General features: G+C 46.9%; 11 protein-coding genes. All 11 read left to right on the top strand.

Translation table 11 applies throughout. The annotated features are described in order from the left end of the window. The 11 genes from YC6258_RS11795 (at position 1) to YC6258_RS11845 (ending at position 13,247) form a co-directional block, all read left to right on the top strand. A complete protein-coding gene (locus YC6258_RS11795; RefSeq protein WP_044617171.1) occupies positions 1–510 on the top strand; it encodes an OmpH/Skp family outer membrane protein in 510 nt (169 codons plus the stop codon). A gap of 2 nt (positions 511–512) precedes the next feature. Next, complete coding sequence (lpxD, locus tag YC6258_RS11800) at positions 513–1,541, top strand: UDP-3-O-(3-hydroxymyristoyl)glucosamine N-acyltransferase (protein ID WP_044617172.1); 1,029 nt, start codon at positions 513–515, stop codon at positions 1,539–1,541. Positions 1,542–1,639: 98 nt separating this feature from the next. After that, positions 1,640–2,095, top strand: a complete 456-nt coding sequence (fabZ, locus tag YC6258_RS11805; protein ID WP_044617173.1) for a 3-hydroxyacyl-ACP dehydratase FabZ — start codon at positions 1,640–1,642, stop codon at positions 2,093–2,095. A 4-nt stretch (positions 2,096–2,099) separates the two neighbouring features. After that, positions 2,100–2,873, top strand: coding sequence for an acyl-ACP--UDP-N-acetylglucosamine O-acyltransferase (lpxA, locus tag YC6258_RS11810; protein WP_044617174.1), 774 nt, complete (start codon positions 2,100–2,102; stop codon positions 2,871–2,873). Beyond that, entirely contained in the window at positions 2,870–4,033 is a 1,164-nt protein-coding gene (gene lpxB, locus YC6258_RS11815; protein ID WP_044617175.1) for a lipid-A-disaccharide synthase, read from the top strand. The genes lpxA and lpxB overlap by 4 nt, the downstream gene beginning before the upstream one ends. Next, positions 4,017–4,667 carry a ribonuclease HII gene (gene rnhB / locus YC6258_RS11820; RefSeq protein WP_082070670.1) on the top strand — a complete coding sequence of 217 codons (651 nt, stop codon included), beginning with the start codon at positions 4,017–4,019 and terminating at the stop codon, positions 4,665–4,667. The genes lpxB and rnhB overlap by 17 nt, the downstream gene beginning before the upstream one ends. After that, the gene (gene dnaE / locus YC6258_RS11825) at positions 4,664–8,278 is read left to right on the top strand and encodes a DNA polymerase III subunit alpha (protein WP_044617176.1); all 3,615 of its coding nucleotides are present in this window, start codon (positions 4,664–4,666) and stop codon (positions 8,276–8,278) included. The genes rnhB and dnaE overlap by 4 nt, the downstream gene beginning before the upstream one ends. Positions 8,279–8,479: 201 nt before the next feature. Continuing rightward, a complete protein-coding gene (gene accA / locus YC6258_RS11830; protein WP_044617177.1) occupies positions 8,480–9,433 on the top strand; it encodes an acetyl-CoA carboxylase carboxyl transferase subunit alpha in 954 nt (317 codons plus the stop codon). A 114-nt stretch (positions 9,434–9,547) separates the two neighbouring features. Further along, a complete protein-coding gene (locus tag YC6258_RS11835; RefSeq protein ID WP_044617178.1) occupies positions 9,548–10,021 on the top strand; it encodes a GNAT family N-acetyltransferase in 474 nt (157 codons plus the stop codon). Between the two features lie 80 nt (positions 10,022–10,101). Further along, complete coding sequence (gene tilS, locus YC6258_RS11840; RefSeq protein ID WP_044617179.1) at positions 10,102–11,415, top strand: tRNA lysidine(34) synthetase TilS; 1,314 nt, start codon at positions 10,102–10,104, stop codon at positions 11,413–11,415. 203 nt (positions 11,416–11,618) lie between these two features. Continuing rightward, a complete protein-coding gene (locus YC6258_RS11845; RefSeq protein WP_044617180.1) occupies positions 11,619–13,247 on the top strand; it encodes a CTP synthase in 1,629 nt (542 codons plus the stop codon). The last annotated feature ends 159 nt before the right edge of the window (positions 13,248–13,406 follow it).

The following is a 13,406-nucleotide window of genomic DNA, read 5'->3' on the forward strand; positions in this document are numbered from 1 at the left end:
ATGATTCGTAACCTATTCGCAGTTTTGCTGCTAAGTTTGTCCACTCTCGCGATGGCTGAGGCCAAGATCGCAATTTTGGATCAAAACATGGCGTTGTTTGGTAGTGAAGCAGCCAAATCCGAAACAGAAAAACTGAAATCTGAATACGGCAGTGATGAACAGCGTATTAAAAAGCTTGAAGCCGAAGTAAATGAACTTAAGACAAAGCTGGAAACTGATGCCGTCATTTTGGAAGCTGCTGAGCAAGATAAAATCAAACAAACTATTCAGGAGCGTTTGGCAGAACGTTCATCTCTAGTTGATAAACTCAAACAGATACAGAGTCAGCGTCAGAACCAGTTCATCCGTGAGTACCAACCAGTTATGGCTAAGGCAGTTAAAGCCATTGTTGAACAGCAAAAGATTGATGTGGTCGTGGAAGCAAGTTCAGTTATTTATGTCAATGAAACACTGAACATTACCCAGCAGGTTCAGGATGAATTTAACAAGCTGGTAAAAGAAGGTAAGTAATTATGTCTTTAACCTTGCAGCGCATTGCCGAAATGGTATCGGGAACGGTTGAGGGTGACCCGACATATGAGGTGGTCGAAATTCGACCACTTAATTCTGCACTTGAGTCCAGTTTGAGTTTTCTGAGTGACTCTAAATATGTGCAACATTTGAGTGATTGTAAGGCTGGTGCTTTGTTGATCAGTGCCGATCTTGCAGCACAATTTGCGGGCAATCGCATAGTGGTTGACAACCCATATCTTGCGTATGCGAAGGTGTCAAAACTGTTTGACCCTGAACCGGCTCCCGAGGTGGGCATACATCCAACAGCAGTCGTACATCCAAGTGTACGGCTGGGGGTTGATGTTACTGTTGGAGCCCATGCTGTTATTGAAGCCGGAACTGTTCTGGGAGACAGGGTGAGGATTGGTGCCAACACCGTTGTTGGAGCAAATGTCATTATTGGTGCAGATACCTGTTTATATCCTAATGTCACTATTTATTATGGTGTTGAAATTGGTGAGAGATGTATCTTCCACAGCGGTTGTGTCATAGGTTCTCACGGTTTTGGGTTTGCCAATGATAAAGGCGTGTGGAACAAGATAACCCAGGTTGGCAATGTTGTGATCAAGGATGACGTGGAAGTAGGTACTAACTCAACCATTGACAGAGGTGCAATCGGTTCAACGGTTGTGGGTAATGGCGTCAAAATTGATAATCTGGTGCAATTGGGACATAACGTCGAGATCGGGGATCATACGGCATTTGCTTCGCAGGTCGGCGTTTCAGGCAGTACAAAAATTGGTAGTCATTGCATGATTGGTGGACAGACCGGCTTTGCCGGGCACCTGCAAATTGCAGATGGTTGTGTCTTTACCGGGCAGTCCATGGTCACAAAGTCGATTCCGGTTTCTGGTATGTACTCCAGTGGCGTGCCCGTTCAACCGTCTAAAGAATGGCGAAAATGGGTAGCTCGGGTACGAAATTTGATGGATCTTCAAAACAAAGTTAAAAAACTGGAAAAACAAATGGCGGGCAACTCGTCTGATTAACGGTTAATATGGTGCCTTTCTGGTAGGAAGGTGGCCAAAATCCGATCAGAAACGGCCAGTTTCCTTCAATTCTAATTAATGACTGAAGATACAAGTACATGACTGATATCGCTTTGCCTCTGAACCATGAGGACATAAAAAAGATCCTTCCGCACCGTTATCCTCTATTGTTGGTGGATAGAATTACTGAGCTTGAGATTGGTAATTATGTAAAAGGATACAAGAACGTTACTGGTAACGAAGATGTGTTTAACGGTCACTTTCCCCGGTTGGCTGTTTTTCCGGGAGTAATGATCTGTGAAGCGCTGGCTCAGGTGGCAGGAGTGCTGGGATACTTGACTTCGGGACATAAATCAGAAGAAGGCTATCTGGTGTTGTTTGCCGGGCTGGATAATGTGCGTTTTAAACGTCAGGTAATACCTGGTGACAGAATGGATATGGAAGCCAAGCTGATCGCTTCCAAGCGTGGCATTCATAAAGTTGATGCTCAGGCATATGTTGATGGTGAGCTCGCTTGTAGCGCCGAGCTGATGTTCGCAGAAAGGAAGGTATAACTGAGTGATTCATCCAACGGCAGTGGTAGACCCTGCGGCTAAGCTGGCGGCAGATGTTGAGGTCGGTCCATACAGTGTAATCGGTGCTGAGGTTGAAATAGCCGAAGGTACCTGGGTCGGGCCACATGTGGTGATTAAGGGGCCGACCAGAATTGGTCGAAACAATAAGATTTATCAGTTTGCATCAGTGGGCGAGGATTGCCAGGATAAAAAATATAAGGGCGAACGTACCTTTTTGGAAATTGGTGACAATAATGTTATTCGGGAGTTTGTCACGATTCAGAGAGGGACTGTTCAGGACAATAGCCTGACCCAAATTGCCAATGGCTGCTTGATCATGAACTACACTCACATAGCGCATGATTGTGTGGTTGGGGATAACTGCGTGATTGCCAACGGTACTCAACTGGCGGGTCATGTTCACCTCAGTAACAACGTTATCATTGGTGGACTTAGTGCCATTCATCAGTTTTGCCATGTGGGCTCCTATGTGATGATTGGTGGCGGGACAATGATCCGTAACGATGTCCCAGCATTTGTGATGGCTGTCGGTAATCCAGGGGTTGCCCGTGGTATGAACTATGAAGGTATGAAGCGTAATGGCTTGCCGAAAGCAGTTATCAACCAGTTGAGAAAAGCTTACAAGCTGGTATATCAGTCTGATTTGACTGTGCAGAAAGCGATTGAAGAAATGGAAAACTGGGACTTCGATTCTGAGCATGTGAATCTTTTCATTGAATCCATTAAAGCATCTTCCAGAGGTATTTTGCCGGAATGAAGAAACGCCTGCGTATTGCAATAATCGCTGGCGAAGCCTCTGGGGATATTCTGGGTGCGGGTCTTATTCAGGCTCTCAAAGAACAGTATCCTAGTGTAGAGTTTGAAGGAATTGGTGGTCCATTGATGATCGCCAATGGTTTTCGCTCGCTATTTCCGATGGAAAAGCTGTCAGTTATGGGGTTGGTAGAAGTACTGAAGCACCTGCCTGAAATTCTTTCCATTCGTAGAAAAACTATTCAATACCTGCTTAAAAATCCGCCGGATATGCTGATCGGTATTGATGCTCCAGACTTTTGTTTGACTGTTGAAGCCCGCTTAAAAGCACATGGCATAAAAACCATACACTATGTAAGCCCAACAGTATGGGTATGGCGCGAAAAGCGGGTCTTTAAAATCAAAAAGGCGGCAGACTTGGTTTTGTGTCTGTTTCCATTTGAACCAGATTTTTATGCCCGTTATCAGGTGGATGCGGAGTTTGTTGGCCATACCCTGGCAGATCAGATTCCAATGGATCCTGACCAAAACGCAGCTCGTCGACAACTTGGTTTATCTTCGGACGTTTTACGGATTGCAGTTTTACCTGGTAGCCGGCGTTCCGAAGTGGAGCGCCTTGGGTCAGTTTTTTTTGAGGCGGCACAGCGGGTTCAGCAGATACACCCTGGTATTGAATTTATTATTCCCTGTGCCACACCAACCATCAGGTCAATGCTTGAGCAGCAGCTGAAGAATTATCTGGGGCTGAGAGTTACATTGTTTGATGGCCAATCCCGTGTGGTGATGACTGCCGCTGATTTGGTATTGCTGGCCTCCGGGACTGCTGCTTTGGAGGCGATGCTGCTGAAAAAGCCCATGGTTGTTAGCTATATAATGTCTCCATTAACCTGGTTCCTGGTCAAACGAATGGTCAAAACACAGTGGGCTTCATTGCCTAATATTCTGGCCAAACGCTCAGTCGTTCCAGAGTTATTGCAATATGATGCTACTGCCGAAAAAATCGCTGATGAGCTGTTAACTTATCTGGAGAATTCCGATCGTACTGACCAGTTGATGGATACATTTAAATTTATACACAAGCAATTACGCAGAGATGCCGATCAAGTGGCAGCTAACGCGGTGTTAAAACGGATATTGTCCGAAACTGATGACCATGAAAAATGAATATGAAAATCTCGAGCTTTCCTTATGTCCGGGGTTGCGGTTCTGTGGTGTTGATGAAGTTGGTCGGGGGCCGCTTGCTGGTGATGTTGTGACCGCTGCGGTCATACTTCCAGATGGTTATTTTTGCCCGGAACTGACGGATTCCAAGAAGCTTAGTGAAAAGAAGCGCGAGCGGCTGTTTGAAATGATCCTTACAGATGCCGAAGATTATTGTATAGCCCGTTGCTCTGTTGAAGAGATTGATCAGTATAATATCTTTCAGGCAACCATGATGGCGATGGTCCGTGCGGTACAAGGTCTTAAAAAAACACCTGAATTTGCGCTCATTGACGGAAATAAGGTTCCATCTGGCCTGCAGTGTGAAGCTAAAGCCATTGTTAAAGGCGATGGTCGGGTGCAGGCCATCTCAGCTGCGTCAATTTTGGCAAAAGTGACCCGCGATCGTGAAATTGTCGAACTGGATCAACAGTATCCGGGTTATGGGTTTGCCCGCCACAAGGGTTACCCGACGAAAGAGCACCTGACGGCATTATCACGTTATGGGATTACGCCTGTACATCGAACATCATATGCACCTGTCCAAGCTGCAATAAAACAAGCTCCGTCACTACAGATACAAGAGAGCCTGCTGTGAAACATCCATTCATACATCTACATCTCCATACCGAATTTTCGTTGATTGACGGTATCGTAAAAGTCAAAAAGCTGTTACAGCATTGTGTGGAGCGCGATATTCCCGCCGTGGCGATCACTGATCTCACTAACATGTTTGGGCTGGTGAAGTTTTATCAGGGGGCACTTGCATCCGGTATCAAACCCATTCTGGGTAGTGATCTGTGGATTGAGAATCCGGAACAGCCTGATCGTCCGTTCAGAGTGACAGCTCTGGCGCAGAATACTCAGGGGTACCGGAATCTGACCGAGTTGATTTCAATGGCATATCAGCATAATCAAAAAATGGGGTATGCACAGACCAAGCGCGAATGGCTGTTTGATAAAAATGACGGATTGATTGTGCTTTCCGGTGCCAGAGCAGGAGAGATAGGTTTTGCGCTTGAGCGTAACCATATGGAACTGGCCGAACAAATTGCTGCTGAGTGGCAGTCTGTTTTTGGAGACCGGTTTTATCTTGAGTTGTTGCGAACCAAGCGTTCCGGGGATGAGTTGATTGTCCAAGGTAGTGTCGAAATTGCGCGCCGTCTTTCGATTGCAGTGGTTGCTACCAATGATGTGGTGTTTCTGCAGCGAGAGGATTTTGAAGCACACGAAACCAGAGTCTGCATCAATGAGGGGGTCACTCTGGGTGATCCGAGGCGTGAACAGCGTTTTACTGAAGAACAATACCTGAAAAGCAGTGAGGAGATGAGCGAGCTTTTCAGTGATATTCCCAGCGCTGTCGAGAACAGCTGGCATATCGCCCAGCGTTGCAGTGTTCCGGTGCATTTAGGTGAGTATTTTCTGCCGGAATATCCAATTCCAGAAGACTTCCATAATGATCCTTTCTTTGACCGCTACCCTTGGGATGAAATTCAGGCGCGTGTCGAACGGGCGATGCGAATCAAAACCCCGGATCCTGATACTGCTTCCAAAGAGTGGCAGAAGCAGGTTGTTGAAGGAGTGTTTTTTCAGAAAGTATCCATTGAGGGGTTGGAGGAACGTCTCGAAGTCCTGTTACGAAAAGACGATCCTGATTACGAGGCAAAGAAACAGGTTTATTTCGACCGTTTGAACTTTGAGCTCGATATTATTATCCAGATGGGGTTTCCCGGCTACTTTCTCATTGTTATGGACTTTATCCAGTGGGCCAAGAACAACGATATTCCGGTTGGGCCTGGACGGGGATCCGGTGCAGGGTCATTGGTGGCCTATGCACAAAAAATCACTGACCTTGATCCCCTGGAATATGACTTACTGTTCGAGCGGTTCCTGAACCCGGAGCGGGTATCCATGCCTGACTTTGACGTCGATTTCTGTATGGAAAACCGCGACAAGGTCATTTCGTATGTGGCTGAAGCCTATGGCCGGGAGGCCGTCAGTCAGATTGTCACCTTTGGTACTATGGCTGCAAAGGCCGTTGTTCGTGACGTAGCCCGTGTTCAAGGAAAAAGCTATGGTCTGGCCGACAAGTTATCGAAGATGATCCCGGGAGATCCTGGCATGACGTTGGCCAAAGCCTGGGACGGTGTTGCTGAGTTGCAGGAGTTTGTCAACGGTGACGAAGAAGCCCAGGAAATTTGGGAAATGGCCCAGCGCCTTGAAGGTATAACCCGGCAGACTGGTAAACATGCCGGTGGAGTGGTGATTGCTCCGACCAAGTTAACGGATTTCTCACCGTTGTTGTGTGAAGACGACGGTACTGGCTTGGTCACACAGTTTGACAAGAATGATGTTGAGTCAGCAGGACTGGTCAAATTTGACTTCCTGGGGTTGAGAACGCTTACCATCATTCACTGGGCGATGAAGACCATCAACCATAAACGGCGGGAAAAAGGTGAGCCGGAGCTGCGCATCGAGGAAATTCCGCTGGATGATAAGGACAGTTTTACGCTACTGAAAAAAGCGGAGACCACGGCTGTTTTCCAGCTTGAATCGCGCGGCATGAAAGACCTGATTCGCCGTCTGCAGCCCGACAATATCGAAGACATGATTGCCTTGGTGGCGCTATTCCGACCAGGACCACTGGAATCGGGGATGGTGGATGACTTTATCAACCGTAAGCACCGTCGCGCCCCTGTTGCCTATCCTCACCCAGATTATCAGCATGAGAGCCTGAAACCGATTCTGGAGCCCACTTACGGAGTTATTGTGTACCAGGAACAGGTCATGCAGATTGCTCAGGTACTGGCGGGCTACACTTTGGGCGGCGCGGATTTGTTGCGTCGGGCGATGGGTAAAAAGAAACCGGAGGAAATGGCCAAACAGCGAGCTGTGTTTGAGGACGGCGCGAAATCCCAGGGAATTGACCCAGATCTGGCAGTGAAAATCTTTGATCTGGTGGAAAAGTTCGCTGGTTACGGTTTTAACAAATCCCACTCTGCAGCCTATGCCCTGGTGTCCTATCAGACCTTGTGGTTAAAAACACACTATCCGGCAGCCTTTATGGCGGCGGTTATGTCCTCTGACATGCAGAACACCGATAAGGTGGTCACCTTTATTGAAGATTGTCGGAAAATGGGCCTGGTCTTGTTGCCGCCGGATGTCAACAAAGGTGAATACATGTTCACCGTAGATGATCAGGATCAGATCATATATGGCCTTGGAGCCGTAAAAGGAGTTGGTGAGGGGCCGGTTGAGGCAATTGTGCAGGCTCGTAAACATGGGGGTGAATTTAAAGATCTGTTTGATTTTTGTGCCCGTGTTGACCACCGGGTAAATAAGCGGGTCATAGAGGCATTGATTCGCTGCGGGGCATTGGATTCCATTGTGCCTAGCAGATCCGTTGCAGAAGCAGCTATGGAAAGTGCAGTGAAAGCGGCGGAGCAGGCTGCCCGTAATGAAAGTGCAGGTATGTTCGATTTGTTCGGTGAACTGGAAGCGGAACAGGCCGGGGATCCATATGAGATGTTTTTAAAGGTTCATGAGTGGTCTGCCAAACAACGTTTGCTGGGCGAAAAAGAAACACTCGGGTTGTATTTGACCGGTCATCCAATTGATGAATACGAACATGAACTTAAGAATATTGTAGACCGTCGCCTTTCCGAAATTGAGGCCAGCAAAAATACCCAAACGCTGGCGGGTTTGATCATAGCCATCCGAACCATGAAGACCCGTAAGGGAGATACCATGGCATTTGTGACCCTTGATGACCGGACTGCAAGGGTTGAGGTGGCGCTGTTTTCCGATACCTTTAACCAGTACCGGGAATACCTCGTAGTGGATTCGTTAATTGTTGTCGAAGGTGATGTTTCCTGGGACAACTACTCTGAGCGCAACAAAGTAATGGCCCGTTCGGTATTTTCCATCTCCGACGCACGAAAGAAACTGATCAGCGGAATTACCATTGAGATCAATGATTCGATCAATCCCAGAAACCTGGTCAGAGATCTGCAACAATGTATTACCCGGCAGAATGATGGCTGTCCCCTGTTTGTGGATTATCACCATTCCAGTGCTCGAGCATTGGTGCGTATTAACCCGCAGTTGACTGCCTCTCTGGATGATCAAAGCTTGCATATGATGCGGCAGTTGTTTGGAGAAGAACGGGTTAAATTGCGGTTTCGAAGGGAAGAATTTGAAATTTTGTGATGTGATGAATGTATTGCACACAAAAGACCAGGGTTACTTGTATTTAATGAGGGCTGTTATTAGTCTGAACAAAATTTTAATGGAATCCATGTGACCTGAATCGTACGCTGCAGGTCCGATCAGATTGTAAGAATGTGGGCACCTGCCTGTAAAACAAGATTCCCCGGCTACAGCCGACACTAGATAAAGTAAAGGGTCCCAATGAATCCAGACTTTTTAGATTTTGAGCAACCTATTGCCGAGCTGGAAGCCAAGATAGAAGAGCTTCGGCTGGTCGGCAATGACAATAAAATTGATATTTCTGCCGAGATTCAGAGGCTTCAGCAGCAATGTCAAAAAATGACCAAAGATATTTTTGATGGTTTGAAGGCGGAACAGGTTGTTAAGTTATCCCGTCATCCCAAACGACCTTACAGCTATGACTACATCAATTTGATCTTTACTGATTTTGACGAGATGCACGGTGATCGACACTTTGCCGATGATGGTGCAATTGTCGGAGGTACAGCCCGTTTTGATGGTCGCCCGGTTATGGTTATCGGTCATCAGAAAGGTCGTTCCGTCGCTGATAAAGTCAAGCGTAACTTTGGTATGCCCCGGCCAGAGGGTTACCGTAAGGCTTTACGGCTTATGGAGTTTGCCGAACGTTTTAAATTGCCCATATTTACCTTTATTGATACTCCAGGTGCTTATCCGGGTATTGATGCTGAAGAGCGTGGCCAGAGCGAGGCGATTGCCTTTAATTTATTGAAAATGTCTGGCCTCAAAACGCCGATAATTTCAACGGTAACCGGTGAAGGCGGATCTGGCGGAGCGTTGGCGATAGGGGTTTGTGATCAGTTGAATATGTTGAAATATTCAATTTATTCGGTGATTTCTCCTGAAGGATGTGCATCAATCCTGTGGAAGACCGCGGAAAAAGCTGCCGACGCCGCAGAGGCTATGGGTCTGACTGCTGAAAAAGTGCATAAACTGGGTATCTGTGATGAGCTGGTGGATGAACCTTTGGGAGGTGCGCACCGGGATTATCAACTGATGGCGGAAAACCTGAAGGCTTGTCTGGCAAGGGCTTTGGAAGAGTACACTGCGATGCCCGTAGAACAGTTGGTGGAGCGCCGTTATCAACGACTCATGTCTTATGGACTAAGTGCCTGATCACCCAACAGACACTGAAAAATGAGCCCTCGCTTAATATGGGTATTTACAACGGTCCGTTAACTGTGGCACAAACCATATACAGTTAACGGGCAACATTGATGCGAACTTCTTTTGTTTCAATTTAAAAAATTTCCTTTACTGACAGATGGTGAACTTAAACTCGAAATTGACGATTACCTTAGCGGTCATCGGGCAATGGATCGGGTTCCTGCCTATAAATTCAAAATAATACGTTGCCGTGATTTGACCTGGGTTGGTGATATTGACGTCAGGATTGGTAATACTCGTCATCTGATTCTGTATGGTGGTCATATAGGTTACAGTGTCCATGAATCGTATCAGGGGCATTCGTATGCTGCAAAAGCCTGTAATATTATTAAAGACGTTGCGCTTGCACATGGTATGACCGAGTTGTGGATTACCTGCAACCCCGAAAATACTGCATCAAGAAAGACCTGCGAAAAACTGGGTGCAGTGTTTGTCAATATTGTAGATGTTCCTGCTGGTACAGAGTTGTTTAATCGCGGTGATTATCGTAAATGCCGGTACTTGTGGGCATTAACTGACGCGCCCAGGCCCGGTTGACGACAGGGCACCAGATAGGTGTCGGTGCCGTGATCATCAAATCAGTCAGACTCCAGTAATTGAGTGATATTGAAACCATCATGATTTCAGCTGCTATCGAAAATTGCCTTCAACGTTATAAACCCACCCGAATATTGATTGCCTACAGTGGTGGCGTTGACTCTCACGTATTGCTTCATGCACTGGTTCGAAGTAACCCTTCTGTACCTGTGCTTGCCGTTCATGTGCATCATGGACTTAGTCCAAACGCTGACAAATGGGCTGAACATTGTGCTGATGTTTGCCAGCAATATGGAGTAGCTTGTCAGTGTCTGTATGTTCAGGTTGAAAATCAGGGTAAAGGAATAGAAGCGGCGGCCAGAGATGCCCGATATCAGGAGTTCGAAAAATTGCTGGTATCTGGCGATATTCTGTTAACTGCTCATCATGCTGATGATCAGATTGAAACCTTCATGTTGCGACTGTTACGGGGCGCCGGCTTGGAAGGTTTGTCGGCTATGAGTGAGTCCCGTTCCTGTGGTGCCGGGTTGCTGGTTCGACCGCTGCTGCAGTTGCAGCGCTCCGAGTTGATGGCATATGCTGAAGATGAAGGATTTCGCTGGGTGGATGACGAAAGTAATGATGATAACCGTTATGATCGAAACTTTCTTCGAAATCAACTGTTTCCGCTTATAGAAAGCCGCTGGCCCCAGTATCGTCAGACAGTTACCCGGGCGATTAATCATATCCAGAATGCTGCAGGCAATGAGCAGGAACAACTGTATCCGGAACTCAATCATCGGCTGACGGTTGAAAATGCATTAAAAATCGTTGGTTTTGAAGAAACAGATCGTGCTCTTATTATGAAGTTACTACGGCTTTGGTTGGGCTTAATGAATCTGACCGTGCCCTCACAAAAAGTGCTGGAGGAAATAGTTAGTTCAGTCATTTTTGCCAGGGCAGACGCTGAGCCGGCAGTCTATCTGAAAGATTATTCTATTCGTCGATTTAAGACGGCAATTTATGCAGTACCTGTACTGGCTGAACTGCCCAGAACAACGATTGTGATCAAACCGGATGTCGCAACAGATATTCCCGGAGTCGGAACTGTGGAACTGGTTAGTGAGATAGCAAAAGACGATAAGCGATGGTTGTTGTCTGGCCGGTTTTTACCATTAACGGTTGCTTTTCGGGTCGGCGGGGAGCGCGCTATTCCCGTTGGACGGCAGGGCAGTCGGGATCTGAAGCGACTCTTGCAGGAGTATCGGATTGAGCCCTGGTGGCGGGATCGCTTGCCGTTATTATACTGGAACGGTGAGTTAGTTATGGTAGCTGATCAGTTTGTTTGCGAAGGCTTTCAGGCTGCACCTGGAGAAATGGGTTACCGCCTGAAGTGGCGACGCCCAAGAACCTGACTGTCATAATTTTAAAGCATCAGAAAGAATCTCATTGAGGCGGCAAGTCGCCTCTGATAGACTGGCGTCCCGTCTTAAACAGCACTCACACAATCAACTTCATTCCACTACCCGCGTCTAAATCAATCGAGGACGAAGGGGAGTTTTTTATTTATTGGTGTTTGGATTTGATACTGTGAGGTCCAATTTCAGATGGGATCATTATGACTCGTTATATATTTGTTACCGGTGGCGTTGTTTCTTCACTGGGTAAAGGCATTGCATCAGCTTCCCTGGCTGCCATTCTGGAAGCCAGAGGTCTTAAGGTTACTCTACTCAAACTTGATCCCTATATTAATGTTGATCCGGGCACTATGAGTCCGTTCCAGCATGGTGAGGTCTTTGTGACCGAGGACGGTGCGGAGACAGATCTTGATCTTGGGCACTATGAGCGTTTTGTTCGTACGACCATGACCCGTCGTAACAATTTCACTACCGGTCGTATTTATCAGGATGTACTGCGTAAAGAGCGTCGTGGTGATTATCTGGGGGGAACTGTCCAGGTTATTCCGCATATTACCGACGAAATCAAGCGTCGTGTTATTGAAGGAGCCGGCAATGCGGATGTGGCACTGGTGGAAATTGGTGGCACAGTAGGGGACATTGAATCGTTGCCATTTCTTGAAGCTGTTCGTCAATTAAGGGTTGAGCTGGGGAGTTCCCGTGCACTGACTATGCATTTGACTCTGGTGCCTTATATTGCTACTGCCGGCGAGATGAAAACCAAGCCTACCCAGCATTCGGTAAAAGAAATGCGGACCATCGGTTTGCAGCCGGATATTCTGATCTGTCGTTCTGAACAACCGCTCGATAAGTCTTCATTGCGAAAAATTGCCTTGTTTACTAATGTTGAAGAACGGGCCGTTATTCCCTTACCTGATGCAGATACCATTTATAGAATTCCAGCCATGTTGAATGCTACTGGGCTTGATGCATTTGTGGTCGAAAAGCTTGGTCTTGAGTGTGCTGAAGCAGATTTGAGCGAATGGAATGATGTTGCTGACCGCAAACTGAATCCGGACAAAGAAATCACCATTGCCATGGTAGGCAAATATATGGAACTGCTGGATGCCTATAAATCCCTGATCGAAGCTATCGACCATGCCGGCATTCGCAGCCGCACTAAAGTGAAGATTCGGTATATCGATTCCGAGCGTATTGAGAAAGAAGGTGTTGAGCTGTTGACTGGTGTCAGTGCTATTCTGGTTCCGGGGGGGTTTGGTCATCGTGGCGTTGAAGGCAAGATTATGACAGCCCGTTATGCCAGAGAACATAAAATCCCTTATCTGGGTATTTGTCTGGGTATGCAGGTTGCGTTTATTGAATTCGCCCGCAATGTTGCCCGGCTGGAAGGCGCAAACAGTACTGAATTTGACAGGCAATGCCGTCATCCGGTTATTGGCTTGATTACTGAGTGGATTGAAGCAGACGGTAAAAAAGTTGAACGTGACGACAAGTCAGATTTGGGCGGTACGATGCGTCTTGGCAGCCAGGCGTGTGAGCTGAAAGAAGATTCCATCGCTCGGGAATGCTATGGTAAGCCGGTGATTTATGAGCGTCATCGTCATCGTTACGAAGTCAACAATCATTATGTTGAACAAATGGCAGATGCTGGTCTGGTGATATCAGGGCGATCTGTGGATGGTGCACTGGTTGAAATGGTCGAGCTGCCTAAAGATCAGCATCCTTGGTATGTTGCATGTCAGTTTCATCCGGAGTTTACTTCCACTCCACGGGATGGGCACGGATTGTTCAGTGGATTTATTGGTGCGGCCCGGGATTTTCAGAACTGATTTGCCCATTTTGTAGTTTTTTTACAGCTTCAATGGCTGAGGGTAGAGAGGATGGCTGGTTTTTGGGTTATTTTTGTAAGAAAATTACTCATGTTTGATTCGAAGCAATCTTCTCGTCATCGAATTTCTATTTAATAGGGTGATACACCCTATTACCAA

This window comes from Gynuella sunshinyii YC6258 (genome assembly GCF_000940805.1).
Lineage (GTDB): Bacteria > Pseudomonadota > Gammaproteobacteria > Pseudomonadales > Natronospirillaceae > Gynuella > Gynuella sunshinyii.

Excerpts from the sequence above, each read along its gene's own strand:
- rnhB (WP_082070670.1), top strand. The coding sequence starts at position 4,017 with ATGACCATGAAAAATGAATATGAAAATCTCGAGCTTTCCTTATGTCCG.
- YC6258_RS11795 (WP_044617171.1), top strand. The coding sequence starts at position 1 with ATGATTCGTAACCTATTCGCAGTTTTGCTGCTAAGTTTGTCCACTCTC.
- accA (WP_044617177.1), top strand. The coding sequence starts at position 8,480 with ATGAATCCAGACTTTTTAGATTTTGAGCAACCTATTGCCGAGCTGGAA.
- YC6258_RS11845 (WP_044617180.1), top strand. The coding sequence starts at position 11,619 with ATGACTCGTTATATATTTGTTACCGGTGGCGTTGTTTCTTCACTGGGT.
- fabZ (WP_044617173.1), top strand. The coding sequence starts at position 1,640 with ATGACTGATATCGCTTTGCCTCTGAACCATGAGGACATAAAAAAGATC.
- lpxB (WP_044617175.1), top strand. The coding sequence starts at position 2,870 with ATGAAGAAACGCCTGCGTATTGCAATAATCGCTGGCGAAGCCTCTGGG.
- tilS (WP_044617179.1), top strand. The coding sequence starts at position 10,102 with ATGATTTCAGCTGCTATCGAAAATTGCCTTCAACGTTATAAACCCACC.
- lpxD (WP_044617172.1), top strand. The coding sequence starts at position 513 with ATGTCTTTAACCTTGCAGCGCATTGCCGAAATGGTATCGGGAACGGTT.